This window comes from Sorangium sp. So ce321 (assembly GCF_051530195.1).
Classification (GTDB): domain Bacteria; phylum Myxococcota_A; class Polyangia; order Polyangiales; family Polyangiaceae; genus Sorangium.
The window spans coordinates 14418928-14444743 of record NZ_CP150329.1 but is presented as its reverse complement, the minus strand read 5'-3'; the positions used below and the strand labels follow the sequence as shown (position 1 = coordinate 14444743).

The 25816-nt window shown below is 71.4% G+C and carries 20 protein-coding genes; 5 read left to right on the top strand and 15 right to left on the bottom strand.

What is annotated here, in order from left to right:
* Window positions 1-59 precede the first annotated feature (59 nt).
* Window positions 60-1343 (top strand): CapA family protein, encoded by a 1284-nt coding sequence (locus tag WME89_RS53700; RefSeq protein ID WP_438007219.1) that lies wholly within the window; start codon window positions 60-62, stop codon window positions 1341-1343.
* Between the two features lie 298 nt (window positions 1344-1641).
* Window positions 1642-1875 (top strand): transposase zinc-binding domain-containing protein, encoded by a 234-nt coding sequence (locus WME89_RS53695; RefSeq protein ID WP_438012083.1) that lies wholly within the window; start codon window positions 1642-1644, stop codon window positions 1873-1875.
* Between the two features lies 1 nt (window position 1876).
* Here WME89_RS53695 and WME89_RS53690 read toward each other — a convergent pair whose 3' ends face one another.
* On the bottom strand, window positions 1877-2599 hold the full coding sequence (locus WME89_RS53690; RefSeq protein WP_438007218.1) for a WD40 repeat domain-containing protein: 723 nt from the start codon (window positions 2597-2599) through the stop codon (window positions 1877-1879).
* 934 nt (window positions 2600-3533) lie between these two features.
* Here WME89_RS53690 and WME89_RS53685 point away from each other — a divergent pair.
* Together WME89_RS53685 and WME89_RS53680 are read left to right on the top strand one after the other, a co-directional pair.
* Complete coding sequence (locus tag WME89_RS53685) at window positions 3534-4154, top strand: TetR/AcrR family transcriptional regulator (RefSeq protein ID WP_438007217.1); 621 nt, start codon at window positions 3534-3536, stop codon at window positions 4152-4154.
* Window positions 4151-4621 (top strand): SRPBCC family protein, encoded by a 471-nt coding sequence (locus tag WME89_RS53680; protein WP_438007216.1) that lies wholly within the window; start codon window positions 4151-4153, stop codon window positions 4619-4621. Before WME89_RS53685 ends, WME89_RS53680 begins: the two co-directional genes overlap by 4 nt.
* Window positions 4622-5272: 651 nt before the next feature.
* Here the strand turns inward: WME89_RS53680 and WME89_RS53675 are convergent.
* The 10 genes from WME89_RS53675 to gspC form a co-directional block, all read right to left on the bottom strand.
* The gene (locus WME89_RS53675; RefSeq protein WP_438007215.1) at window positions 5273-5536 is read right to left on the bottom strand and encodes a hypothetical protein; all 264 of its coding nucleotides are present in this window, start codon (window positions 5534-5536) and stop codon (window positions 5273-5275) included.
* Between the two features lie 538 nt (window positions 5537-6074).
* The gene (locus WME89_RS53670; RefSeq protein ID WP_438007214.1) at window positions 6075-7004 is read right to left on the bottom strand and encodes a dihydrodipicolinate synthase family protein; all 930 of its coding nucleotides are present in this window, start codon (window positions 7002-7004) and stop codon (window positions 6075-6077) included.
* 16 nt (window positions 7005-7020) lie between these two features.
* Window positions 7021-8748 carry an IlvD/Edd family dehydratase gene (locus WME89_RS53665; protein WP_438007213.1) on the bottom strand — a complete coding sequence of 576 codons (1728 nt, stop codon included), beginning with the start codon at window positions 8746-8748 and terminating at the stop codon, window positions 7021-7023.
* Window positions 8749-8879: 131 nt separating this feature from the next.
* Entirely contained in the window at window positions 8880-10184 is a 1305-nt protein-coding gene (locus WME89_RS53660) for an MFS transporter (RefSeq protein WP_438007212.1), read from the bottom strand.
* A 979-nt stretch (window positions 10185-11163) separates the two neighbouring features.
* Window positions 11164-12006, bottom strand: coding sequence for a hypothetical protein (locus tag WME89_RS53655; protein WP_438007211.1), 843 nt, complete (start codon window positions 12004-12006; stop codon window positions 11164-11166).
* 78 nt (window positions 12007-12084) lie between these two features.
* Entirely contained in the window at window positions 12085-13929 is a 1845-nt protein-coding gene (locus tag WME89_RS53650) for a vWA domain-containing protein (RefSeq protein ID WP_438007210.1), read from the bottom strand.
* 186 nt (window positions 13930-14115) lie between these two features.
* On the bottom strand, window positions 14116-15756 hold the full coding sequence (locus WME89_RS53645; protein ID WP_438007209.1) for a serine/threonine-protein kinase: 1641 nt from the start codon (window positions 15754-15756) through the stop codon (window positions 14116-14118).
* A gap of 147 nt (window positions 15757-15903) precedes the next feature.
* Entirely contained in the window at window positions 15904-16143 is a 240-nt protein-coding gene (locus WME89_RS53640) for a hypothetical protein (protein WP_438007208.1), read from the bottom strand.
* 100 nt (window positions 16144-16243) lie between these two features.
* Entirely contained in the window at window positions 16244-17677 is a 1434-nt protein-coding gene (locus WME89_RS53635) for an SPFH domain-containing protein (RefSeq protein ID WP_438007207.1), read from the bottom strand.
* 201 nt (window positions 17678-17878) lie between these two features.
* On the bottom strand, window positions 17879-18841 hold the full coding sequence (gspC, locus tag WME89_RS53630) for a type II secretion system protein GspC (RefSeq protein ID WP_438007206.1): 963 nt from the start codon (window positions 18839-18841) through the stop codon (window positions 17879-17881).
* Window positions 18842-19652: 811 nt separating this feature from the next.
* Between gspC and WME89_RS53625 the strand changes: the two genes are divergently transcribed.
* Entirely contained in the window at window positions 19653-20690 is a 1038-nt protein-coding gene (locus tag WME89_RS53625) for an endo alpha-1,4 polygalactosaminidase (RefSeq protein ID WP_438007205.1), read from the top strand.
* Between the two features lie 58 nt (window positions 20691-20748).
* Here the strand turns inward: WME89_RS53625 and WME89_RS53620 are convergent, their stop codons facing one another.
* The 4 genes from WME89_RS53620 to WME89_RS53605 form a co-directional block, all read right to left on the bottom strand.
* Window positions 20749-21651: an NmrA family NAD(P)-binding protein gene (locus WME89_RS53620; RefSeq protein ID WP_438007204.1), complete on the bottom strand. Its 903-nt coding sequence runs from the start codon at window positions 21649-21651 to the stop codon at window positions 20749-20751.
* Between the two features lie 110 nt (window positions 21652-21761).
* Entirely contained in the window at window positions 21762-23000 is a 1239-nt protein-coding gene (locus WME89_RS53615; RefSeq protein ID WP_438007203.1) for a molybdopterin molybdotransferase MoeA, read from the bottom strand.
* Between the two features lie 40 nt (window positions 23001-23040).
* Window positions 23041-23625 (bottom strand): Uma2 family endonuclease, encoded by a 585-nt coding sequence (locus tag WME89_RS53610; protein ID WP_438007202.1) that lies wholly within the window; start codon window positions 23623-23625, stop codon window positions 23041-23043.
* Between the two features lie 83 nt (window positions 23626-23708).
* Window positions 23709-25643 (bottom strand): DUF2330 domain-containing protein, encoded by a 1935-nt coding sequence (locus WME89_RS53605; protein WP_438007201.1) that lies wholly within the window; start codon window positions 25641-25643, stop codon window positions 23709-23711.
* Window positions 25644-25816 lie beyond the last annotated feature (173 nt).

Below are 25816 nucleotides of genomic sequence, written 5' to 3'. Positions count from 1 at the left end.
CCCGGATTGTTGGCGCAGGCGGGCCCCCGTGGATAATGCGCGCCGAGAAACCGCTCGCGATGCGCCCCGCCCCTGTTCTCCTCGCGATGTGCGCCATGGCCGCGCAGATCGGCTGCGAGCGGCCCGCCAACGTGGGCGCCGGGCTCGCCCCGCCGCCCGCCGTCGCGTCAGCGGCCGCCCCTGGCGCGACAGCGGCCGTCCCTGGCGCGACAGCGGCCGCCCCTGGCGCGACAGCGGCCGCCCCTGGCGCGACAGCGGCCGCCCCTGGCGCGACAGCGGCCGTCCCTGCCACGCCGGCCGATGCGATCACCCTCATCGCGGGCGGCGACGTCTGCCTCGGCAAGGCGCTCGGCCAGGAGCTGCTCCGCAATCCGGCGCACGACCCCTTCGCCCCTGTCGCGGCGCTGTTCGCCTCCGCGGACGTGCGCTTCGTCAACCTCGAGAACCAGCTCAGCGATCAGGGCGGAGAGACGCAGCACCGGCTCCAGCCGCTCGTGTTCACGGGCCCGCCGGCCGGCGCGGACGCGCTCGCGCGCGCCGGCATCACGGTTGTGTCGCTCGCGAACAACCACATGTGGGACTACGGCAAGGGCGCGTTCCTCGACACCCTCGGCCACCTGGAGCGCGCGGGCGTCGCCTACGTGGGCGCCGGGCGGACGCGGCGCCAGGCGTACGCGCCGGCCATCGTCGAGCGCCGCGGCTTCCGCGTGGCGGTGCTGGCCGTGACCGGCATCTGGAACCAGGGCTCGCTCTGGCAGCACCCGGCGCGGGAGTTCGTCGCGGCCGCGGAGCGGCACGGGCTCGCCGCCGCGGTGCGCGCCGCGCGCAAGCAGCCCGGCGTGGACGCTGTCGTCGTGAGCTACCACGGCGGCACCGAGTACCTGGACACCCCGCTGCCGCAGGCGCGCGCGCTCGCCAGCGCCGCCATCGACGCGGGCGCAGACGCCTTCCTCGGCCATCACCCGCACGTGCTCCAGGGCATCGAGCTCCGCCGCGGCAGGCCCATCTTCTACAGCCTCGGCAACTTCATCATGAAGGTGAAGAGGACCGGCCCCGCCGTCGAGCTCGCGATGCTCGCGCGCCTGCGCCTCCGGCGGGGCGCGCCGCCCCTCGCCGAGATCTGCCCCGTGCGCAGCGAGGGCCTCGGGACCGTCCCGCTCGCGGCCGACCCGCGGCGCGCCGAGACCGAGGCGGCCTTCATCGAGCGGATGCGCCACGTGTCGGCGTTCGTCGACGCCGAGCCGGCGATCGGCCCCTTCGCCGCCGACGGCTGCGCGCCGCTCGAGGAAGCCGCGAAGGCGGCCCCGGCCTCGCCGCCGAAGGTCGCCGGGCCGATCCGCTGATCGGCGCCCGGGCAGTCGGTCGCACGCGCATCGCTGCTCGAAGCCGGAACGAGCGGGCAGAGCTGCCTGTCCCGCGGCGCCTCACGTCACCTGCGTATACGCCGCGAAAGCCAGAGGACACCGTTCTCCACATCCTTGTTCGGGATCACCTGGAAAGCTTTCTCGCTCACGCTCGCGAGACGTACGACCGAGGGTCGCCGCGCTGCATGGAGCAGGCGTTTCGCGCCTACCTTGCGTGCGGGGACTTCGCACGGGATTCTGCCGTTTTCATTGCGACGCGTAGGGCCACGACTTGCTCGTGGCCTTCTCGTGTAATGGACGCGGTCTCTGCCCGAGCTGCGGAGCACGGCGCATGTGCAACACGGCGGCGCACGTGGTGGATCGCGCCCTGCCTGCTGTTCCGGTTCGGCGGTGGGTGCTCGCGCTGCCGTTCGAGCTGAGACGATTGGCACCATTTCGTGCCGGCGTCGCGACAGCGATCGGGCGCATTGTTGACTTTGCGGAACGCGTTTGCTTGTCCTGTCCGCCCTGAACTACCCACGCCACACGGCATTGTCCAAGCCGATGCCGTAGATGTCGCCGTTGGGAGTGACCGCAATCGAGGTGACGCTCCCCTCGGTGATGCGTTGCCACGTCGCACCAGCACGCGTGCGCCACACGGCCTGGTCCAAGCCGACGCCGTAGATGTCGCCGTTGGGAGTGACCGCAATCGAGGTGACGCTCCCCTCGGTGATGCGTTGCCATCTCGCACCAGCACGCGTGCGCCACACGGCATTGTCCAGGCCGACGCCGTAGATGTCGCCGTTGGGAGTGACCGCAATCGAGGTGACGCTCCCCTCGGTGATGCGTTGCCATGCCGCACCAGCGCGCGTGCGCCACACGGCCTGGTCCAGGCCGACGCCGTAGATGTCGCCGTTGGGAGTGACCGCAATCGAGGTGACGCTCCCCTCGGTGATGCGTTCCCATGCCGCACCAGCGCGCGTGCGCCACACGGCTTGGTCCAAGCCGACGCCGTAGATGTCGCCGTTGGGAGTGACCGCAATCGAGGTGACGCTCCCCTCGGTGATGCGTTCCCATGCCGCACCAGCGCGCGTGCGCCACACGGCCTTGTCCAGGCCGACGCCGTAGATGTCACCGTTGGGAGTGACTTCAATCGAGGTGACGCTCCCCTCGGTGATGCGATTCCAAGCCAGGGCGGTCCACAGTGGGCAAACCACCATGATAACCACCGCGAGCGCGATTTTCAGAAATCTCATCTGATACTCCTCTGACAGGCGGAGCCCCGTCCCGTGCCCCGGAATTTCGCACCTGAGCTGTACCCGTGGAATAAGCCGCGCGTACAGCGCTCGTACCTGGTTGCGGACTCCTCCCGCCCATGCAAACAGTGGCCCTCTCGCGAGCGGTCCTATGCTGTGTCGAATCGGCCGCGGAGTGTGAGCTACTTACTCGTCTTCCTCCGAGCTGTGCGTCGAGCAGCAACGGGGGAAGGCGGGTCAGGGTGCTTTCATGCGGCAACCTTTCACGGCGTTACGGAGACTTTGTATACTTCTAGATCGACGAGAACAACATGCCCATGCGCGCGGGGAGCGGCGGAGCACGTGCATAGTTAATGCTCTCCGCTGACGGGCGTCTACCAAGGATGAAGGACGGGGAGGAACCAGCGGGATCCATCGCTTCGCACCAGGTTTCAGGGGACGTCACGATGGATCGCACTCCCTTCGTCAGCCATGTCTCCAAGACGGGCTCAACGGGCGAGCGCGGAGGTTCGAGAGATCGCGACGTCCGATCCTTCGCCTCGGCTGCCGTGGTCGCCTGCCTTGCCAGCACCCTGAGCCGCGCCGTCGCGCTCGGGCATGATCTGGCAGCTTCGTTTACGAGCCAGTCAACCGACTGCTCGCAGCGTCCGTCTCCCCCAAATCGCGAGGTTCACATCGATCGCGCGTACGTGGCGCGACCACGAACCCGCTCGATCTCCGGCGCACCTCCGCGATCCAGTATCTTGAGGCGCTCCACCGCCTGGAGAGCGGAGGCCGCACAAGCGCCGAGAAACAATGACGTTTCAACCTATTCTGCGCTCTGGCGGCAGAGTCCCCCGGGTCCTTCGCGGTCGCCTGCGCGCACCGTGACGCCGGCGCGCCCGCCGAACCGTCGAACTTGACACAGTGTAAACCATGTCCCATGCTTGACACCATGTCAAGCAAGGACGGGGAAACCCGCGCCGCGATTCTCGAGGCCGCGCGCCGGCTGATGACCGAGCCGGGGCGCCGCGGCGTCTCGATGGCGGAGATCGCGGCGGCGGCCGGGGTGTCGCGCCAGGCGATCTATCTGCACTTCGAGACCAGGACCCAGCTCTTGGTCGCGCTGGTGCGTCACGTCGACGAGGTGCATGGGTTCGCCGACCTGATCCGAAAGTGCGAGCGCGTCCCCGACGCGCGCGCGATCCTCTCCGAGTTCATCGGTGCGTGGGCGGACTACGTCGCCCACATCACCGATGTGGCGCGGGCCATGCGGGCGGCACGGGCCACGGACGAGGACGCGGAGCTCGCATGGCGCGACCGCATGCGCGGTTTCACGACCGTCTGCGCGGGCTTCGTGGCGCGGCTTCAGGCCGAAGGCGCGCTGGCCGACGGATGGTCGGCGTCGGATGCGGCGGACTTCTTGGCCACCATCCTGTCGATCGGGAACTGGCAGGAGCTCGTCGAGGAGCGGGGCTGGTCCCGGCCACGCTACGTCCGCGCGATGCGTCGGAGCGTGGAGCAGAGCCTGCTCAGGCCGATGGAGATCAAGACGGCACCGAGGAGGCGCTCGTGAGCGGCGCGCAGCTGGAGCTCTTGGCGCAGGGCTCGGTGGAGATCGGCCGGCCCCTGCACGAGACGTTCGCGTACGTGTCCAACATGGAGAACTTCCCGACCTGGTTCCCGGGCGTCGCAGCCATACGCGAGCTCGACACGCTGGAGCACGGGCAGGTCGGCAAGCGCTACCGGGAGACCGTGCGCATGCCCTTCGGGCGCACCGGCACGATCGACATCGAGGTGAAGGAGGCGCGCGTCGGGGAGCGTCTGCTGACCGAAGGTGAGGGCTTCCTCTTGCCCCGCATGACTGTGGACTTCGCAGCGCTCTCCGACGACCAGACGCGCGTCGAGTGGCGCATGGTCAGCCGCAATCAGCGGTGGTGGTTTCGCTGGCTCGTGGTCCCGCTCCTGCGCCGCGTGATGCGCGGCCGAGCGCGCGACGGACTGCGTAAGCTGCGCGAGAACCTCGAGCGCGAGCCGTCGTGAAGGGTGCCGACGTTCGAGCGCACCTCGGCGCAGCGGCCTCGCGGTGAGCCTCTCCTCTCTGTCGTGATGCAAGGGTGTCTTGGAGAGCTGTCCCTGCCACTCTCCTTGCGGATCGGGTTCAGGTCGAGCAGTCGCTGCGCCATCCCTTCGTTCGTCGGGCCGATCGACGAGGCCCACGCCAGCAGCGCGTCGGCGCCCTGAAGTGCCTTCAGCAACGGGGCTCACCGGAGGTCGGAAGTCATACCGCCCACAGCGGTCTCCTTCGGCGCCCGGCGCGCTGGTCCCGGTGGCAGATCGCGTAAAGCGAGAGGCCCTGGGCATGCAGCGCGTGCACCTGCGTGTAGATCTGCTGCCGCTTCGTCGGTGTCACCGAGGCGCGTGGCGGCACGGCCGCTGCGCCGGAGACGGCCTGCTCGGCTGCCTCGTGGATCACCCCCGACGTCGGGTCGGAGTACGCCGCTGGAGACGGCGGATACGCGGAGGTCGACGTCGCCGCGCAGGCGCGCGCAGCGGCATGATCGAGCCCTTGAACCGGATAGCTCAGGCGGCTCGCACCTCGGCAGGGATCATCGGCTCCAGGTTAAATACAGGGCTCGCTTGATGTGTCGTCGTGATCCTATTCAGGGAAGCGCTGCGTCTCGACCTGGCTCTTCAATGACCGACGACGGAGAGACCCATCACCACGCAAGCGAGAAAGAGTGCCGAGCAAATGGGCAACACGATCCAGAAATTGAGGTACGGCGTGGAAGGGTGACGGAGGCGAACGACACTGATGACAAGGACGTAGAGCGCAGAAGTCAGCGTGAAGGCAAACGCCAACGGTTTGAGCATATTCGTCCCTTCAACGGAAAATACGTAGAGGGAAAGCAGAGTTGGCAGCGCGAGCACAAGGATGGTGACGACTTTGAGAAACATGCCGAACGCTCGTCTTGTCGGTCAGGGTTTCAGGTTTACAGCAACAGCCACTTTGCGCGGGATCTGAGCCTCAAGGTGGGCCGTGGACGAGTCCGCGCTCCGGCGGATAGGGAGCCCTACCGACTTCCCGAAGTGGTGAAGGAATTGGCCCCGCCCATCCAGTGAACCTAACGCCATGCCACGCGCCCACACGTCCGCCTCGTCCTGGCGTCTGGTCGGGTGACTGTCGGGGCGGCGCGCTTCAGAGACCACCTTCGACGCACGGGAATTACTCGGCCAGAGCTGTTCGAGACCACGGATTCAAGGCTCGCGGCCGGGCGGGGCGGTCGCGAGGCCTGTGGGGATCCTGCCCGAGAAGGCAGCAGAGGGCGGGCCCGGCGGGCTCGCGCGCGGGGTGCATCCCGCCACCACGACGTTGGGCGCAGGCGTGCCGAGACAGAGCGCGGCGCCGGTGAAGGCCCAGTAGCACGCACACCGCCGACATGGACGGCGCAGAAGGCGGATCGATGCCTGACCGCGGCGCAACCATCTCCGACGCTTACCGGCCCCAGCGGAGCGCGAGCGGGTTCAGCTCCCTGGCGATCTCGAGGAGGCCCGCCCGGGTCGCCGGATGGAGCGGCTCGAGGGGGTGGCGGACGGCATCGCTGCGGATCACGCCGCCTTCGGCCATCATCGCCTTGGCGGCGCGCAGGCCGCATTGGCGGTTCTCGTAGTTGATGAGGGGGAGAATGCGCGCGTATTCCGCTGCCGCCTCCTTGCGCCGCCCGGCCCGGTGATGCTCCACCACCGGCTTGATGAGATCCGGCAAGAGAGCGCTCGACATGGTGCCGGTCGCCCCGGCGTCGAGATCCGCCATGAGGGTGATCGATTCCTCGCCGTCGAATGGTCCTTCGATGGCGTCGCCGCCGGTCTCTATCAGGGCGCGCAGCTTCGCGGCGGTGCCGGGCACCTCGACCTTGAAGTAGCGGACCTCCGGGACCTCGCGGGCGAGGCGCACGAGGAACGGCACCGACAGCGCGATGCCGCTCAGGGGCGCGTCCTGGACCATGATCGGGATCCGCCCGGCCTCCGCGACGGCAGCGAAGTGCTCGACCATGGCGGTCTCATCGGCCTTGAGCCCGGTGCCGTGATAGGGCGGCATCAGCATGAGGAGGCTTGCGCCGGCGGCGGCGGCGCGGCGGGCGCGCTCGGCGGCGATACGGGTCGAGAAGTGGCTGACCGTCACGATCACCGGCACGCGCCCGGCGACATGGTCGAGGCAAAGCGTCGTGAGCGTCTCCCGCTCCGCGTCGGTGAGCAGGAACTGCTCGGAATAATTGGCCAGGATGCAGATGCCGTCGACGCCCTGGTCGACCATGCAGTCGAGCACCCGGCGCTGGCCGTTCAGGTCGAGATCGCCATTCTCCAGAAAGGGCGTCGGCGCGACGGGGAACACGCCTGCGATGGGGGAAGAGGCGGCGCGAGCCATGAGGTGGATCTCCGGTTCAGTGATTGTCGCGGGCGACGGGGGCGCCGCTCTTGCCGACGAGGAAGTCGAAGTCGGCCCCGTCGTTCGCCTGCAGGACGTGCTCCACATAGAGCTTGAGATAGCCGCGGTCCGCATGCGGCGCGGGTGGCATCCAGGCGGCGCGACGCCGGGCCAGCTCCACGTCGTCGACGTGCAGGTGCAGGCTGCGCACCTCGACGTCGAGGGTGATGAGGTCGCCGGTCTCGACGAGGGCGAGGGGGCCACCGGCCGCCGCCTCCGGCGCGATGTGCAGCACGACGGTGCCGTAGGCGGTGCCCGACATGCGGGCGTCGGAGATCCGGACGATATCGGTGACGCCCCGGCGCAGGAGCTTCGGCGGCAGCGGCATGTTCCCGACCTCGGCCATGCCCGGATAGCCCTTCGGACCGCAATTCTTGAGCACCATGATGCAGGTCTCGTCGATGTCGAGAGCCTCGTCGTTGATGCGGGCGTGGAGGTCCTCGATCGTCTCGAACACCACCGCGCGGCCGGTATGCTTCATGAGGTGCGGGGAGGCCGCGGAGGGCTTCAGGACCGCGCCGTCCGGCGCGAGATTGCCCTTCAGCACCGCGATGCCGCCGTTCGGCTTGAAGGGCGCGTCGACGGTGCGGATGACTTCCCGGTTCCAGCACTCCGCGTTCCGGTTGTTCTCCCAGATCGTGCGGCCGTTGACCGTCATGGCGTCCTTGTGGATGAGCCCGTTCTCGGCAAGCTCGCGGATAACGACCGGCAGGCCCCCGGCCTCGAAGAAATCCTCCATGAGGAATCGGCCCGATGGCATGAGGTCGACGAGGCAGTGCACCTCCCGGCCGAGCCGGTCCCAGTCGTCAAGGTCGAGCGCGACGCCGATCCGCCGGGCCATGGCGATGAAATGCACCACGGCGTTCGTCGAACCGCCGATGCCGCCGTTGACGCGGATTGCGTTCTCGAAGGCTTCGCGGGTGAGGATCTGCGAGAGCGCGACGTCCTGCCGGACCAGCTCGACGATCCGCCGCCCGGCCTCGCGGGCGAGGAGGTTGCGGCGGGCATCGACCGCCGGGATGGCGGCGTTGCCCGGCATCCCGACCCCGAGGGCCTCGACCATGCAGGCCATGGTGGAGGCGGTGCCCATGGTCATGCAGTGCCCCTGCGAGCGGTGCATCGAGGCCTCGGCCTCGTGGAATTCCTGCAGGGTGATCCGGCCCGAGCGGAGCTGCTCGCTCATCGAGATGGTGTTGGTGCCCGAGCCGATGGGCCGGCCATTGTAGACGCCGCGCAGCATCGGGCCGCCGGAGACGCCGATGCTCGGCAGATCGACGCTCGCCGCGCCCATGAGGAGGGCCGGGGTGGTCTTGTCGCAGCCCATCAGGAGCACGACGCCGTCGAGCGGGTTGGCGCGGAGCGATTCCTCGACATCCATGGAAGCGAGGTTTCGGAACAGCATCGCGGTCGGGCGGAGCATCGTCTCGCCGAGCGACATCACCGGGAATTCGAGGGGGAAGCCGCCGGCCTCCAGGATCCCCCAGCGGACATGCTCGGCGATCGTCCTGAAATGCGAATTGCAGGGCGTGAGCTCGGACCAGGTGTTGCAGATCCCGATCACCGGCCGTCCGTCGAACTGGTCCTGCGGGAAGCCTCGGTTCTTGAGCCAGGAGCGGTAGTAGAACCCCATCTTGTCCTGGCGGGCGAACCAGGCTTGGCTGCGCAGAGGCTTCTTGGTGGTCATCGGTCGAGGTCCATCATCGGGGATGCGAGGGAAGGTCGGTCGACGCCGGGTTCGAACCACCAGCTCAGGATGTCGGCGTCGAACACGCTCCGGCGCTTCTCGTCGAGGACCCGGGTTCCTCCGCCGGCGCGCTACCAGCCTGCCAGCCGGGGGACGAGCACCCGGATGCTGACGCCGGCGATGACCAGGCAGCCGGCCAGGAACAGCATGGGGGCGAGCTGGCTGCCGGTCGCGTCGTAGATGCGCGGCACCACGTTCTGGGCCACGAAGCCGCCGAGGTTGCCCACCGAGTTGATGGCGGCGATGCCGGCGGCGGCGTGCGGGCCCGCGAGGATCTTCTGGGGCACGCTCCAGAACACCGGCTGGCCGGCGAAGATGGCGGCGGCGGCGACGCACAGCAGGGCGAACTTGAGCGCTGCGCCCGGCATGACCACGCTCAGCACCAGCGTGAGGGCGCCCAGCAGCATGGGGCCGGAGATGTGCCAGGCGCTGACGCCGTTGCGGGCGGCATGGCGCGGCACCCACCAGAGCGCCAAGGCGACGAAGACCCAGGGGATGACGTTGATGAAGCCGTTCTGGATGTTCGAGGCGCCGAAACCCTTCACGAGGGTGGGCAGCCAGTAGCTGAGGCCGTAAGCGCCGAGCGGCAAGCCGATATACAGGCCGGCGAGCGCCATCACTCGTATGTCCAGCAAGGCCCGCCAGGGGGAGCCGTCCGCCTGTTGGCGGGGCTCCGCGGCGAGGGTCCTGGCGAGCCATGCCTTCTGGTCGGGGGTGAGGAAGCGGGCCTGCTCGGGGTGGCTCGGCAGGCGCCAGAGGACGTAGGGCGCGAGCAGGACGGCGGGAGCGCCGGTGGCCACGAACACCCACTGCCAGCCAGCCAGTCCCAGGAGGCCGTTGAGGTCGAGCAGCGCGCCGCCGATGACCGAGCCCACCGCGTTGGCCACGGCGCTGGCTATCATGAAGGCGCCGATCATGCGGGCGCGGTGCGCCTGCGGGTACCAGAGGGTCAGGACGTAGAGCACGCCCGGGAAGAACCCGGCCTCCGCCACGCCCAGCAGGAAGCGCAGGACGAAGAACATGGCCGGGCTCTGGGTGAACCCCAGCGCGATGGTGACAAGGCCCCAGGTGCCCATGATCCGGCTGAACCAGACCCGAGCGCCGACGCGGACGAGGATCAGGTTGGCCGGCGCCTCGAACAGGAAGTAGCCGAGGAAGAACAGCGAGGCGCCGAGGCCGTAGGCGGCTTCGCTGAGGCCCAGGGCGCCCACCATGTCCAGCTTGGCGTAGGAGACGTTCTGCCGGTCGATGTACGCGATCAGGTACATCAGGCAGAAAAGCGGCATCAGGCCACGGGTGATTCGCTTCAGGGTCGCGGGGCCGATGTCCGGGGCCGCGGGGCCGATGTCCGGGGCCGCGGCCCCAGCGTTCTGCATGTCATCCTCCAATCCTCTCGATAGGCTAGGAAATCCAAAATCGATCCGCAAGTCAAGCTCCTCGTAGCGGCCGTTCAATCGTACGGCCACCGCTGCACACGCCGGGTGACACATAAAATTGCCTCCTCAGAAGAATAATTCATCCACACATCGAAGGGGCCGCCTTCACTCCCCAGCCTGAACGAGAATCAACGCATCACCGAGCAGTCTGGTGGTGACCCGAACGTCACATACAACATCAAGGTGCGCATCGCCGGCGCAGCGGAGCGTTATTGGTATTCGGGGTCCGCAGCCGCGAACATCAACAGCAATTACAACCTCATCCACCTCTTCGCCGCGCATCCCGTGGGAGGGCCGCCCTGCACGTGCAACTCCGCGCCACGATCGGTGGCACGGGAAGCGCGTCCGTCGAGTTTAACTATATTGATGGGCTCATCCCCTGGCGGCGCTGTCGATGAACCGACCCAGGGCCTGCCGTCGCGTCAACCGCTCGCGCGGTCTTGTCACCCTGCAATCAGGCCGCGCTCAAGTCCCAGCGAAAACCCTTCCTGGGAAGCACGCCAGTAGGGTACAGCTATACGGTGGGATGCCTTCCGCTTGGTGCTACGTCGCGGCAATCCCAGGCGTTTCAGGCGTGCAAGACCTGCCTGATCGCATAGGGCCCGTTCTGTCAATGAGCTCATACAGTCGGACGGCACGAGTCAGGAACAGGTCCGAGACTCTTGACTTTGCGGAACGCGCTTGCTTGTTCGGCGGGTCACCGTCTTCACGGGCCGGCGTTGGGTCAAAACGGAATCTGGTCGTCAGCGGCGCCGCCGGGGGACATCGTGTCAGGAAGAGCGGCGCTGTAGATCTCGATGGCGTTGTGCCACGCAGCTCCGCGCGTGGGCCACGAGCCGTGGCGCCCGATCTCCGCACTCCCGCGGATGAGCCGCGACCCGCCGCCCCTCCTCCGCGCCAGGCGCCCGGCGCCGCCCGCTCACGCGCGCTCGCGCCGCGGGCCCCCCACCTCGTCGACCGCCTCGAGCGCGCTCTCGATCTCGCGGACCAGCTCGTCCGCGGCCTGCTGCTCCCTGTCGGCGCGCGCCTCCAGGGCCGACGCGTCAAGGCGCGTCTCCACCCGCCGCAGCACCTCGGCGACCCGCTTGCCCTCGGTCGAGGCGGCGTCCACGCGCCGCCGCTTCAGCGCGCCCAGCGCCGCCTCCACGGCCGGCAGGAGCGGCGCGGCCACGACGGGGTCGGCGGCCCTCAGCTTGGCCCGGGTGCGGTTCGCGAGCCCGATCAGCTGGCCGATCGGCGAGCGAGCGCGCCGGCGGTGCACCGCCCACCCGACCGAGGCGAGCACGCCGAGGCCGAGCAGCACTGCCGCTCCCTGCACATAAGGCGCAGCCGCCGGCGCGACGGGGGGAATCACGGCGTCAGGCACCTCGACCGTGATGCCCCCGTTCAGGCAGCTCGTCAGCTCCTGCGCCGTCTGGAGCCGCGCGCGCGCGAGCGGGACGAGCCGGAGCGGCAGGCAGGGCGCCTCGACGCCGGCCAGCGCGCAGGCGGGCGCCGGGTCGCCGGTCGCGATCGCGTGGACCTCGTGCGTCGCCGGGTCGCGGCTCGTGACGTGGAAGCCGCCCGACGCGAAGTCGATCAGCCCGCCGCTGTCGACCGAGCCGCCGCCGGGCGCCCCGGCCGGCCAGGTCGTCGTCGCCGCGTCGATGACCGAGGCGTCGGTCGAGCAGACGAGCTGGCCGCGGAGGACGATCTCGCCGCCCGGCGCGACGTCGACGTGCTGCGCGACCCGATCGCGCCGGAGAGGGAAGGTCTGGGTCATGTCCGCATCTCGGATGTCCGTGCCTCAGCAGTGCCCGTAGCTCGCCGCGCTCGCGGCATCGTCGCCATCCGCGCGCCCTCAGTGGAGGTGCGCCCGCGAGGCGGTCTCGAGCAGCATCGCGAGCACCAGCGGGTCGCCCAGGCCGTCCGCGGCGCCCGTGTGGCTGCGCAGGCGCGCGAGGCGGTCCGCGTCCTTCAGGAAGAGCGGCTCGTGGAGCGCGTCGGCGGCGGCGCGCAGGATGCCCTCCCGCTCGGAGAGCAGCGCGGCGGCGCGGCCGCGATCGCCGAGCGCGATCTGCCGGGCGGCCTCGGACAGCGTCTCGCCCGCGGCGAAGCCCTGGATCGTCCGGGCCACCGAGGCGTCGGCGCTCGCGGCGCTGTCAGCGTCGCCGGTCGCGTAGACGACCTTGAGCGGCGCCTCGTCGACGACGTTCTTCTTCGCCACCCGGTCCTTGTACTTGAGCTCGATCGACGCGATCGTCCGCGGGTCCACGCCGGCCGGCAGGCCGAGCTTGAGGAGCAGCGCGTGGCTGTCGTCGCGCGAGAACGCCGGGATGAAGAACCGCATCCCGCCCTCGGCGTCGTCGTTCCGGTCCTGCTCGATGCGGTCGCGCTTCTGCGCCTGCGCGTCCGCCGCGACCTCGATCGCCCGCACGCGCGCCGCCTCCGCGCCGCTCAGCCGGCGCGAGCCGTAGACCTGGAGCAGCTTCACGTCCGGCTTCAGCCGCACCCGGAGCTCGACCGCCGTCGCGACCGGATCGAGCCGCTTGTCGAGCTCCGTCGCGAGCGCCGGGGCGATCTGGTCGGGGTCGCGCAGGTAGTAGTACCCGCCGGCCCCGTCGCTCGCGATGCCGCTCATGAGCGGGCCGTCGTAGTCGGCGCCGAGCCCGAAGGTGCTCGTCTGGATGCCGCCCTGGAAGGCGTCGAGCGCGAGCCGCGAGAGCCGCTCCGAGCTCGTGATCCCGGCGTTCGCGCGGCCGTCGGAGAGCAACAGCACGACCTTCACGGCGCCCTCGGGGATGCCGGGCCTCGCGGCCTGGGCGTAGCCGAGCTCGAGGCCGCGACCGATGTTGGTGCCGCCGCCCTCCGAGATGCCGTCGATCGTCGACTTGATCATCGCCCGCCGGGGCCCGACCGGCCCGTCGGGGATCCGCACCTGGGCGTCGCTCGAGAAGGTGACCAGCGAGAAGTCGTCCTTCGCGTCGAGCTTGTCGACGAGCGCCCGCGCCGCGTCGCGCGCCCGCGCCATCGGCTCGCCGGCCATGGAGCCGCTCACGTCGAGCACGAGGTGCACCGACAGATGCGGCCGCGCCGCGGGCGCCTGCGCCGTGGAGCGGAGCGCGACGCGCACGTGCACCGGGCCGCCGCCGGGCGGGACCTTCGCGCGCTCGAGGTCCGTGCGCAGGGCGAGCGTGACGTCCTTCGGGGCGTCGATCGCGGGCGCGTAGCGGGCGCCGACGTCGCTCACGAGCTCGCGCTCGGCGGGCGGGATGATGCCGCGCGCGACGGCCGACTCGAAGGCCGCGAGGTGACCGCCGCCGGGGCGGTAGGTGGTCGCGAAGCGGCCGTTCGGATCGATGGCGGCGACCTCGGGGGCCGCGGCCCCGCCCTCGCCGTCGTTCCGCGCGGCGGGGGCCGCGGGGGCCAGCAGGGCGCCGGCGCCCGGGGCCCCCTTCTGCGGGTTCATGTCGTCCACGGCGACGGCCGGCGCCCGGGCCGGCTCGGGCGCCGCGGCCCCCGCCCTCGCCGCCCCGACCGTCGCCTCGGCGGGGCTCCCCCGCGGTATCGTCAGCGAAGCCGTCGCCATCGGCGACGCTTCGGAGGACTCCTTGGCGGCGCACGCGAGCCCGCCCGCCGAGAGCCCCAGCGCGAGCGCGCCGCCGAGGAACGCTCGCTTCGACCACATCATCCCGAGTTCGCCCATGGCCTTCTCCCTCCCCGCGGTCCGGCGGGTGCCCAGTAGGACGGGCGACCCCGGCGTCCGTTCTACCGCCGCGTGCCCGGGGACGACGCAGCGTCACCGCGACCGACAATCGACGACGCGATCCGGACAGACAGCGACGAGCGAACGTTGTTCAACCGGGGCGCCGCGCAGCGACGAGAGCGCCTGCTACTCGACAAAATCCTGCGGCATGAGCGGGTTGTGCGTGTTCGCGGGCGCGGGCGGCGCGGCGGGCCGGGCCGCGCTCGCCGTCGCCGCGGGCCGGGGCCTCTGCTCCGGAGCGGGCCTCCGGGGCAACGGCAGCTCCAGCTTCGGGGGCAGCGAGCCCGCCTCGGTGATGATGACCGTCGCCTCCATCTCGTGCTTGCCCCTGGAGACGCGCACCCTGCGCGCGCTCCCGAGCGCGCCCGTGAGCTCGACCGCCCCGTTCCGCAGGCGCGGCGCCGGCGCCCGGTCGATCTCCACCGAGGCGTCCGCAGGGACGATCGCCAGCTCGACGCGGTGCTGGACGGGCGCCTCGGGCTGCGCCGGAGGCGCCGCGCTCTGGACAAGAAGCGTCCGTGAGTGCTCGGAGAGCTCGCGGGAGACGAGGTGCGCGTACGTCATCGCCGCGCCCGGCGTGGCGCTCTGCTGGAGCATCACGACCCAGCCGAGGCCCGCGGCGAGCACCGCGGCGACGGCCACGCGCTCCTTGCGCCAGGGCCGGCGCGGCGCCGGGGCCTGCTCGCTCACCCGCCGCGCCTCGGTCGTCTCGAGCGCGGGCGCCGTGGCGCTGTCGGTCGACTGATCCCGCCACCGCGCCGCGGGGTCCCCCGGCGCGGCGAGCGCGTGGCTGCTCCGCCGGGGGACGCGCGCGCTCGCTCGGCGCTCGAGCCGCGGCGCCACGGTCTGGCGCTCCGACGGCGAGAGGGGGACGAGCATGCTCTCGTCCAGATGGAGCGGGTCGTCGCCGAGGAGCGGCCTGATCGCCTCGAGCATCACCGAGGCGCTCGGGTACCGGGCCACGGGCTGATACTGGAGCGCCCCGTCGATGATCGCGGCGACCTCGGGGGCGACCCACGGCGCGAACTCCTGGACCGGCGGGGGCAGCTCCGCGATCAGGGCGGCGATGAGATCGCCGAACGCCTCGACCTCCTGGGTCGGCGTGCGCCCCGCGAGCGCGTGGTACAGCACGATCCCGAGCGCCCAGATGTCGGTCCTGTGATCGATCTCCTTGATGCCCCGCGCCTGCTCCGGGGACATGTAGCGGGGGGTCCCGAGCATGCTCCCGGACCGGGTGAGCCCCGTCGTGTCCCGGCGCGGCTCGTGGGTCGGCTTGATCTTGGCGACGCCGAAGTCGAGCACCTTCACGATGAGCCCCCCGCCCTCCTCGCGCTGCGCGAGGAACAGGTTGGCGGGCTTGATGTCCCGGTGCAGGACGCCGGCCTCGTGCGCCTTCTGCAGGCCGACGCAGGCCTGGGCGACGATGCGCAGCGCGAGCGGCGGCGGCAGCGGGCCGAGGCGCTCCAGGAGCTGCGCGAGATCCTCGCCGCGGAGGAGCTCCATCACCAGGAACGGCGAGCTCGTGTCCTGGTCCACGCCGGTGTCGAGCACGCGGACGATGTGCTCGGTCTGGATGGCGCTCGCGGCCCTCGCCTCGCGCTCGAACCGCCCCACCGCGGACCGGCTGTGGACGATGTCCGCGTTCATGACCTTCACGGCGACGCGGCGGCCCTGCTCCCGGTCGTCGGCCTCGTAGACGGCCCCCATCCCGCCCCGGCCGAGGAGACGGCCCAGGGTGTACCTGCCGCTCAAGGTCTTGCCGTCCACAAGCAAGCTTTACCCCAGATGAAGAAGTAGGCGGAGCTTCAATCCTGATGCTACTCGACCCGAAACCCCCAGGGTATCTTTGCTCCTCCGCTGGATTCTTGCGCTGCCCCTCGCCGGCGACCGGGCCGTGAGCCCGCCGCCCGCGCGTCAGAACGTATAACGCGCCCCGATCCCGGGCGCGATCGCGACGAGCACCTCGCCGGCGAGCGACTCTTCCTCGAACCTGCCGAAGTACCCGCGATCGTCGTCGATCCTGCCGTAGACGCCCTGTGAGGGGTTGGTCCACACGGGCTCCTTCAGCCGGACCAGGACCGCCGCCGCGAGGCCGGCCGTCGGCTCGAGGTGCTCGCCGAAGCGCAGGCCCGCGCGCACCTCGAGGGTCATCACGAAGAAGCTGGCGGCGTCCTGCGCCGCCGTGGGGTCGACGTCGAACTCGAATTGGCTGCTCGAGTGAAGTTGCCGCTGCGCTCGTCGCGCACCCCGGACCTCAACGCCGGCCGCTGTCGAACCCGCCGTCCTCGGTCAGCTCCGCCTTCTCCGCCCGCGCCGCGGGCACCTCGAGCCCCGCCGCGCGGGCCAGCCCCATCACCCCCTCCACGGCGGCCGCGATGTAGCCGAACGGGTTCGCCCCGTCGACGGCCGTCACGTGCACCTCGCCCATCCGCTGCTGGAACGCGGCGGCGAGCGCCGGCATCTGCTGCGCCACCGTCAGCCGGATGATCTCCGGCGACACGGTGTTCTCGATCTCGCGGAGCGCCCGCGCGCGCTCGAGCTCGAGCTCCTGCGTGAGCCGCGCCTTCCTCGCCTCGATCTCGGCGATGGCGAGCTCGGCCTCGGCCACGAGCCGGCGCGCGCTCGCGATCGCCGCGCGCTGCCGGAGCAGGTCGATCTCGTGCGCGCTCGCGGCCATCTTCGCCGCGTGGCGCGCGGCCGCCGCCTCCGCCTCGAGCGCCGTCTTCTCGATCTCCGCCTTCACCGAGAGCGCCGCGATCTGCTGCTCGTGGGCCAGCCGCGTCTCCTTGAGCCGCGCCTCCGAGGCGAGCTCCTCGAGCCGCGCCTTCTCGCTGGTCTCCTGGCGGCGCGTGCGCAGCTCGACCTCGGCGGAGAGCTTCGTCAGCTCGATGGCGCGCTGCGCCTCGGCCTCGCCCTGCCGGACGGCGCGCTCGGTGAGCAGCGACGCCTCCCGGGCCTTGCGCTCCTGCTCCTGGCGATAGTGCGCTTGCAGGTGGCCGAACACCGCCGGCGAGAGGATGCGCACGTCCTGGATCTCGATGGTGTCGAGGAGGACGCCCCACCCCTTGTCGGTGGTGTCTTCGGCGCTGCCGCGCCCCGAGACGACCGGCGCGATCTCCCGCATCAGCTCGCCGGCGAGCCCCTCCTTTCGCCGCGTCATGCACTCCTCGACGGACAGGTTCGCGACCAGCCGGCGCACCGCGCCGGCGAACATGTCCACGAGGAGGGCCTCGAGCTTCTCCTGCGCGCGCTCGGGGAACGAGAAATTCAGCATGCGGAACGCGATGAGCGGGTCCACGATGCGGTAGACGGCGAGCCCGGTGACCTCGACCCCGACCTTCTCGAGGGTGACCTGGTCGGCCGCGAACTGGAGCTTCTGGACCGTGGTCGGCACGACCGCGACGCTGTCGCCCGGGAGCTTGAAGCACGAGGCGCCCTGACCGGAGGTGGGCCTGAGCTGCCCCCGCCGCATGTGAATCAGGTACTCGCTCGGCTTCGCGCTGATGCGGCCCCACCTCTTGAGCTTCTCCGGATCTTCCGCCGGCTTGCCCGCGCGCCAGCCCTGCTCGTACCGCCCCGAGCCGCCCGCCCCGGTCCCGCGGTCGCCCGCGTGGACGACCGCCGCGGCGCCGCCCGGCGCGCCTGATTCGCCGTTCATGATGACCCTCCGTTGATCGATGTGCGTCATGGCCTCTCCCGCGCGAGGAAGGACTTCGCAGGAAGCGGGCCATGGCAGGAGACACGGTGAAAGGAGGCGTCCGGCGCCGCGCCGCGCGGCGGCGATCCGCGATGGAGCGCGGCGCTGCTCCAGAACGGAGCGCGGGGGCGATCCGCGACGGCGCGGCGCTGCTCCGGAATGGATCGCCCCGGCGCGGCGGCCGCGGGCGCGTCAGCGGATGTTGACCCTGAGCCTCGTCGGGCGGCCGTTGCGCTCGACGACGACGGAAAGGCTCTTGTCGGAGCGCATCCGCGAGTAGGCCATCATGGCCTTCTGCGGGTCGGTCAGATCGATGCTGTTGATCGACCGCACGAGATCGCCGCTCTGCAGCCCGAACGACTCGAGCACCGAGCCGGGCTTGATCATCATCTTCAGCCCGACCACCTGGTTGTCCCGCATCTCCGGGATCGCCGCCGAGGTCTCCGTCACGAGGTCGGGCCGCTCGAAGATCCTCTCGGCGGCCGATCGATCGATGTCGATCTCCGTCTCGCTCACCCGCTTGATGTTCGAGGCGATCTCCGGCGGGACGCTGCTCCTGCCGGACCGGCGGGGCGGCGTCGCGCGGGGCGGCTCGGGCGCGGCCGGCGGCTGCGGCTCGGCCTTGCCCTCCTCGCTGCTCTTCTTGCCGAGCTGCATCTGGCAGCGGGCGCCCCCCGAGGTGAGCCACACCCGGTCCCAGGCGATGCCCTCGACCTTGCGGCCGGCGATCTCTCCGCCGCGCCGCCCTAGCGCGGTGCGCCCGCCGTCGGCCTCGATCGCCGCGAACGACCATTCCGGGTCCTCGGACACCGCGATCAGCACGACGCGCCCCTTGTCGCACGGGGGCGCGAGGTACGGGTCGAGATGGGAGAGGTCCGCCTGTCCGGACGGCGCCTCGCCCGGCGGCGGGCGGAGGGGCCCTGTCGTCGAGTCGAACGGATTGCGCTCCAGGATCGGCGCCGCGCTCGGCGGGACCTCCTCGGAGGGCGGCGGCCCGGCGGGCGCCGTCGCCGGGGGCCGGGAAGAACCGCCGTCCCGCGCGATCTGGTGGGCGACGAGCTGAGATACGCCGGAGGCCTGAAAATACGCGGAGACCGCGACCATTCCTCCCAGGATGAATGCGAATCGGCGCTTGACGAACGCGTCGGGGTTCATGCGTAACGCTCCTCCTGGCTGGAGCGCGCCGGGCCTCGCCGCGCGAGCGTCCCTTGCCGCCGCGGGGGCCGCGGCAGTGCACGCCCTCGCCACCGGCAAGGCCGCGCGTCAGGGTGAGCACCGAGCGTGCCCGCTCAGCGGGATCGCGGCGGGACAGTCGGGAGTCCGGCCGGGACAGCGGTGCCGGGCGCCGTGGACGAGATCACGTGACGTCGAGGGCCAGCTCGGGATCGCCGCTCCAGCGGCGCGCCCGAGCGGGATGCAGTCCTTCGGGATGCGTGCCGGGTGCCCGATCCAGCAGCAGTTTGCCTGTCGGGCGGCGGCGCGGGCCATCGATCTGCGAGGTGGGCGACGGCCACCCTCTCGTGATCGCCGCCGAGGGCCTCGAGGGCACGCCAGCTCGAGGCGGGCCGTGAACGTCGTGGTCAATGCCAGGGCTCAGCGATGCGGTAATCTTGCACGCTCCCGCGCCCCGGCGACGGCTTTGCACTACTTCAAACAACGCTGAAGGAGCCCTCTTCTCCAGCAAGAACATCGATCTCGGCCGCTCACGACCGCGGCCGGCGAGGGGCTCTCTGCCCTGGAGAGCTTGACCCAGCACGGTTTGCCTGTAGCCTGCCTGGACATCGATAGGTGGGAAACAGTCCCTGCGAGGCTCCACGAGCTCCAGGGTCGTCCACCCGGACTTTCTTGAAGAGGCGGAGATGATGTGGAAGCTCAGGACACCCCCGGGCGCGGCGCCAGGGTGCCGGGCGGACATCGCCGCGCCCAGCCGGGGCGGCGAGCTCCGGACCGATGAAGGAGCGCTGTCATGAATCGATCGTGGCCCGCGGTGGTCAAGTCGTTGATCCTCGTCCTCGCGGCAGCGCACGTCGCGTGCGGCGACACCGGCGAGGATCCGGGTGGAGCAGGGGGCGCGCGCCTGGACTCGTCCGGCAGCTCGAGCACGCCGGCGTCGACGTCCGCCTCATCGACGTCCGCCTCATCGACGTCCGCCTCATCGACGTCCGCCTCATCGACGTCCGCCTCATCGACGTCCGCCTCATCGACGTCCGCCGGCGGGAACCCCGACATCTGGATCCCGGCGCTCGAGACGTCGTGGCACTGGATGATCGACCACCCGCTGGACCTGGACGACCCCATGGATATGGGCCTGGTCGATCCCACCGGAGCGCCCATCGAGTCGCCGCCTCCCACGGTCTACGACATCGACTGGGAGTTCACGCCGGCCGAGACGGTGGCCGCGCTCCACGCGATGGGCGCCAAGGTCATCTGCTACGTCGACGTGGGCGCGTTCGAGGACTACCGGCCGGACGCCGGCGACTTCCCGGCGTCGCTCAAGGGCAACCCGGACTACCACTGGGAGGGCTCGTTCTGGCTCGACATCCGGCAGATCGAGCTCCTCGGGCCGATCATGCAGGCCCGGTTCCAGGTCTGCAAGGACAAGGGCTTCGACGCCATCGAGCCCGACGAGGTCGACGGCTACGCCAACGACTCGGGGTTCCCCCTCACCTACGAGGACCAGATCGCGTACAACCGGTTCATCGCGGATCTCGCCCACTCGATGGGCATGTCCGTCGGGCTCAAGGGCGACATCGAGCAGGCGGAGGACCTGTGGCCCCACTTCGACTGGACGCTGAACGAGCAGTGCTTCGAGTACGAAGAGTGCGAGATCCTCGTCGACACATTCCTGGCGAACGGCAAGGCCGTGTTCGAGGTGGAGTACGATGATCCGTTCTCCGGTCACATGACCGACAGGTCGCTCTTCTGCGACCAGGCGAACGCCTGGGGCTTCAACAGCATGGAGATGCCGCTCGACCTCGACGGCGGCCGATGGCCCTGCCGGTGACCCCGGTCCCCCGCGAGCGGCGCGACGGCCAGGGCCCGGACAGCGGCCCGCGGCACACTCAGGAGAACGCCGCGCGGTTCCTCTCGATGTAGTCGCGCAGCGTGGTCGGCGCGCGCCCCGTCAAGCGTTGCACCGTGTCGAACGTGTCGGCCGCGTCCTTCAGCGAGCCGCTCCGCGTCCGCTCGAAGACGTTTCGCACGCAGGCCATGTACACCGGATCGGCGCCGAGCGCCGTCATGGTCCGGAGGAACTCCGCGGGCTCCCTCGCCTCGTCACGCCACGGCAGGCCCGTGATCTCCGCGAGCAGCGCGGCGATCTCCGGCATCGAGGCGGCCTCCGTACCGAGGCCGTACGCGCGGCCCGCGTGCGCCTTCGGCTCGCGCAGCGCTACCGCGGCGACGCGGGCCACGTCGCCGGTGTCGACCCAGCTGGTGCGCGCGTCGCCGAGGTAGTGGGGCAGCACGCCGGGCTGCGCGCCCCCGACCTGCAGGAGCAGCGGCAGGTTCTGCATGAACGACGTCGGACGAAGGTGCGTGGCGTCGACGCCGGACCTGTCGATGTAGGCCTCGACGACCTGGTGCCACGCGAAGTGGACGATCGTCGTGTCGGGGCTCGCGTGCGCCCCGACGTGGACGATCTGCGAAGCGCCGACGGCCCTGGCGGCGTCGATCGCGGCCTTCGACTGCGCGATCATCCTGACGTCGTAGCCAGTGAGCAAGAACACGCGGTCGACGCGGCGCATCGCGCCGACGATCGGCTCGAGGCCTCGAGTCTCGGCGAGGTCGAGGTCGATGAGCCGCGCCTCGAGCCCCCGCGCCTCGAAGGCGTGCGCCGCCTCCGGCCGGCGCACGGCGGCGACGAGCTTCACCCGGCCGGCGGCGTGGTCGGGCAACAGCTCTTCGACGAGCGCGCCGCCGATCTTGCCGGTCGCGCCGAAGACCAGAATCACGGGAATGGCCATGGTGCGTATTTGCCTCCGTGCAGGTGGGACGGCCCCATGCTGCGGCCCGCGCGGCGCCTCTGCCATGACCGTTCGCCCGAATCACTTGGCCGTTCGTCCGCCCCCTCGCCTCATGCGTCGTAGAGCAGCACCTCGACCTCGGCCCCCTCCCCGATCGCCTCCTGCTCGCCCGGCACGATGACCGCGCCATCGGCCCGCGTCGTCGACGACAGGATCGACGCGCCGCTCGTCGCGATCGGAAACACCCGATCTCCGTCGACGCGCACCCTCACGTAATCGACCCGCCCCGGCTCGGAGACGATCTTGCTCGCCACGACGCACCACCTCCGCCGGTGCGGCCACGCGCGCGGCAGGCCGCCGAGGGCGCGGATCGACGGGCCGGCGAAGAACTCGTAGGCGCAGAGGCACGACACCGGGTTCCCCGGCAGCAGGAACACCGGGCACCCACCGGCCAGGAAGCCGAACCCGGCGGGCTTCGCCGGGCGCATCGCGACGCCGTGGACCGCCACCTCGCCGAGCTCCGCGAGGACCAGCGGCGCATGGTCCTCCGAGCCGACCGACGAGCCGCCCGAGACCAGCACCACGTCCGCGCCGGACGCGCCGGACGATGACAGCGCGCCCCGCACCGCCTCGCGCCGGTCCGGGACGTACGCGACGGTGACGTCCTCGGCGCCGTCGCGGCGCGCGAGCGCCGACAGCACCAGGCTGTTCGCGTCGACGATGCAGGCCCCGCTCGGCATGCTCCCCGGCGGCAGGAGCTCGTCGCCCGTGATCAGGATCCGCACCGACGGCCTGCGCACGACGCGCAGCTCGGCGACGCCGGTCGAGGCGAGCACGCCGACGTCCTGCGGGCGCAGCCGGCGCCCCGCCGACACCACCGCCGCGCCGGCCAGCACGTCCTCGCCGACCACCGCGATGTGCTTGCCCGGCGGCACCGGCTGGCGCACCCGCACCACCTCCGCTCCGCCGCTGCCCGCGGCCTCCTCGGCGTGCTCCGCCATGAGCACCGCGTCGGCCCCCTCGGGCACCGGCGCGCCGGTCGTGATCCGGACGGCCTCGCCCCGGCGGATCGCGCCGGCGTGGGGACGCCCCGGGAACGACGCCCCCACGAGCGCGAGCTCCACCGGCGCGCCGGCGGCCGCGACGAAGGTCGCCTCGGCGGCGAGCGCGTAGCCGTCCATCGCCGAGCGGGCGAAGTGCGGCACGCTGGCCCGGGCGAGCACGAACTCCGCCGCGACCCGCCCGGCCGAGCGCGCGATCGGGACCGGCTCGTCGCCGAGCCGCTGGATGCGCTGCTCCAGGATCTCGAGCGCCCGCTCGACCGTCGTGTGCTCACGAAAACCTCGCATCCGGACGTCGCGCATCGGGGCTCCGTGAAGCGAGGGCCGCTCAGCCCGCAGCGGAGCTCTCGAGCGCGCCGCGGTAGATCTCGTCCACGACGAGCGCGCCGTCGATCGACGCGAGCCTCGCGCGCTCGCCGGGCCCGGCCTCGTACAGCGTCCAGGAGCTGTCCTCGTTGCGGCGGAAGACCTCGATCCTCCGGTGCGCCTGCGAGACGAGCACGTACTCCTTCAGCGAGGGAATGCGGCGGTAGTGCGCGAATTTCTCTCCCCGATCGTTCGCCTCCGTCGAGTCCGACAGCACCTCGACGAGCACCAGCGGGTTGACCACCGCGTCCTTGTCCTCGGGATCGCGCGCCAGCTGGCCGCAGACGACGCTCACGTCGGGGTAGGTCGCGAGGCCCGTCTCGAGCACGCGGACGCGGAGGTCGGACGAGAACACCTCGCAAGGGCATCGGCCGAGCTGCGCGCCGAGGGCCACGGTCACCCGCGCCGCGAGCCGCGCGTGCTCCGGCGTGCCGCCGGCCATGTCGAAGGTCTCGCCGGCGAGAAACTCGTGCTTGGTCGGGCTCGCCCGCTCCTGCTCGAGGTACTCGGCGTAGCTGAAGGAGAGCTTGCGGGCGGGAGCGTTCACGTCATGGCCTCTCCCGGCAGTATGGCACGGGAGAGGCCCCTCCGGTGCTTCACGCGCCCGGAGCGCCGCCGCTCGTCCGGGCCCTACCGCTTGCTGCCCCGCCGCGGCCGGCTCGCGCGCCGGAGCGGCGCGATCAGCGCGAACGCGCCGAGCGCCATGACCGACAGCTTCGGCCCCGGCTTCTTCCGGGCGCTCGCGCGCCGCTCGCCCGCGATCGAGCAGTCCCCCGACTCCGACTCCGCGGAGTCGTCGGTGTCGCCGCTGCACCCGTCGTCCTCCGCGTAATACTCGTCGTCGGAGTCCGGCTCGCTCGTGTCCCCGCTGCACCCGTCGTCCTCCGCGTAGTACTCGTCGTCGGAGTCCGGCTCGCTCGTGTCCCCGCTGCACCCGTCGTCCTCCGCGTAGTACTCGTCGTCGGAGTCCGGCTCGCTCGTGTCGCCGCTGCACCCGTCGTCCTCCGCGTAGTACTCGTCGTCGGGCGCCGGCTCGCTCGTGTCGCCGCTGCACCCGTCGTCCTCGTACTCCTCCTCGTAATAGACGTCCTCGTCCTGCACGTCGGTGTCGTCCACGACGACCGTGTCTGCGGTGCCGGCGCAGCCGCAGCCCATGTCGGCCACCGGCTCGTCGTCGTAGTAGTCCGGGCCGTCCACGCCCGACGAGCCGCCGGTCGTGCTCGAGTCGCCGGTGCTCGGCCCCCCGCCAAGGCCCCCGGGCCAGCCCGGGCCGGACGAGCTGCCAGCGCCCGCGCCGCCGCCGCCGGTCTCGCCGGAGCACTCGTCCAGGCGGATGCTGCCGGCCCGCACGATCGGCGTGACCGACCGGCCAGCGCCGAAGGTGAGCGGCCAGTCCGCGCCGGACTGCCCGGCCGCGAGCCGGAGCGAGACGCGGGTGAGCCACACCGACGACGGCGCGAGCCCGGAGAGGCCGACCGCGAGATCGTCGGCGATCGGGCCGCAGCGCAGGAGCTCCGGATCCGTCTCGTCCCGCCGCGGCGACTCCGCGCACTCGGGCGCGCCGTCGACGACGCCGTGCTCGGCGCGCGGGCAGCTCGCGGCGACCTTGAGGCTCGACGCCAGCGCGGCCGCGGCCACCGCGGCGCACGACCCCGGCGCGTCGGAGGCGTCGCCGTACGTGCTCGCGCGCGCGAAGTACGCCGCGACGACGCTGTCCACGCGGTCGCTGCCGAGGGCGACGCTGCGGCTCAGCGCCTCGTGGCCCGCGGCCTCGACGAGCGCCCCGTCGCCCCCTGCCTGGCCGAGGATCTCTTCGCGGAGCTCCGTGTAGTCGCTGCGCTGCGCGCTCGCGTCCCAGGTCAGCGAGGCCGGCGGGAGCGTCACGGGCGCGGCGCCCGACAGCGCGCCCCGGCCGTCGCCGAGGAGCCACGCGGTGACGAGCACGCCGCCGTTGTCCGCCCTGGTCAGCGACAGCGGCAGGAGCGGCTCCCCGCCGCCCGTGACGATGCGCAGCGTCTTCGTGAGCGCCGGCCCGCCGGGCGCGTCGAACCGGGCCGCCGCGAACCGCACCCCCTGCAGCTGGGCGAGCTGCGCGGCCGTCTCGGCGGAGAGCGCGAGCCCGGCCGACGCAGCCCAGCGCGCGACAGCGTCCGCGTCCGCGAGCACGGTCACCTCGACCGGCGCGAGCGCCGCCTCGTGCGCGAGCCGCCCGGTCATGTCGAACGGCGCCGGCGCGCCCTCCTCCCCCGGGCAGTACGCGTCGACGCCCTCGGGCGGGAGCACGCGCGGCGCGGTCGCAGCCTCGAGCGCCTCGAGCCACGCGTCCGAGCTCACGTCGAGCGCCGCGAGCGGCGGCACTGGCACGACGACGGCCACGGGCCCGCTCGGCCCCTGGAACCTCAGGCTGGTCCAGAGCGTCGTGCGCTCTGGCCCCGCCGCGACGGCGACGCGCTGCTCGACGGACGCCTGTCCGGCGCCGGGCAGCCACGCCCCCGCGGCGAGGGCGTCACCGGAGAACGACAGGAGGACCGCAGGAAGAGCAAGCGCAAGCGACCGTCTGGGCATGCGAGGCCGAATGGCAAGCAGCATGCCCTCCAGCGTATGCGGTGATCGACGCGGACTTCCACGCCGTCGCGGCCCGATGAGAACCGCAGTTCACGACGCTCCATGGCCACAGCGACTCCGCCGCGAGGCGCCCGCCGCCCGCGCCGCAATCCTGCGGCGGCGGCGCGGCGCCG

Excerpts from the sequence above, each read along its gene's own strand:
- WME89_RS53670 (WP_438007214.1), bottom strand. The coding sequence starts at position 7,004 with ATGGCTCGCGCCGCCTCTTCCCCCATCGCAGGCGTGTTCCCCGTCGCG.
- gspC (WP_438007206.1), bottom strand. The coding sequence starts at position 18,841 with ATGAACCCCGACGCGTTCGTCAAGCGCCGATTCGCATTCATCCTGGGA.
- WME89_RS53650 (WP_438007210.1), bottom strand. The coding sequence starts at position 13,929 with ATGGGCGAACTCGGGATGATGTGGTCGAAGCGAGCGTTCCTCGGCGGC.
- WME89_RS53675 (WP_438007215.1), bottom strand. The coding sequence starts at position 5,536 with ATGTTTCTCAAAGTCGTCACCATCCTTGTGCTCGCGCTGCCAACTCTG.
- WME89_RS53605 (WP_438007201.1), bottom strand. The coding sequence starts at position 25,643 with ATGCCCAGACGGTCGCTTGCGCTTGCTCTTCCTGCGGTCCTCCTGTCG.
- WME89_RS53655 (WP_438007211.1), bottom strand. The coding sequence starts at position 12,006 with ATGACCCAGACCTTCCCTCTCCGGCGCGATCGGGTCGCGCAGCACGTC.
- WME89_RS53700 (WP_438007219.1), top strand. The coding sequence starts at position 60 with ATGCGCCCCGCCCCTGTTCTCCTCGCGATGTGCGCCATGGCCGCGCAG.
- WME89_RS53690 (WP_438007218.1), bottom strand. The coding sequence starts at position 2,599 with ATGAGATTTCTGAAAATCGCGCTCGCGGTGGTTATCATGGTGGTTTGC.
- WME89_RS53660 (WP_438007212.1), bottom strand. The coding sequence starts at position 10,184 with ATGCAGAACGCTGGGGCCGCGGCCCCGGACATCGGCCCCGCGGCCCCG.
- WME89_RS53620 (WP_438007204.1), bottom strand. The coding sequence starts at position 21,651 with ATGGCCATTCCCGTGATTCTGGTCTTCGGCGCGACCGGCAAGATCGGC.
- WME89_RS53665 (WP_438007213.1), bottom strand. The coding sequence starts at position 8,748 with ATGACCACCAAGAAGCCTCTGCGCAGCCAAGCCTGGTTCGCCCGCCAG.
- WME89_RS53625 (WP_438007205.1), top strand. The coding sequence starts at position 19,653 with ATGAATCGATCGTGGCCCGCGGTGGTCAAGTCGTTGATCCTCGTCCTC.
- WME89_RS53685 (WP_438007217.1), top strand. The coding sequence starts at position 3,534 with ATGTCAAGCAAGGACGGGGAAACCCGCGCCGCGATTCTCGAGGCCGCG.
- WME89_RS53615 (WP_438007203.1), bottom strand. The coding sequence starts at position 23,000 with ATGCGAGGTTTTCGTGAGCACACGACGGTCGAGCGGGCGCTCGAGATC.
- WME89_RS53635 (WP_438007207.1), bottom strand. The coding sequence starts at position 17,677 with ATGACGCACATCGATCAACGGAGGGTCATCATGAACGGCGAATCAGGC.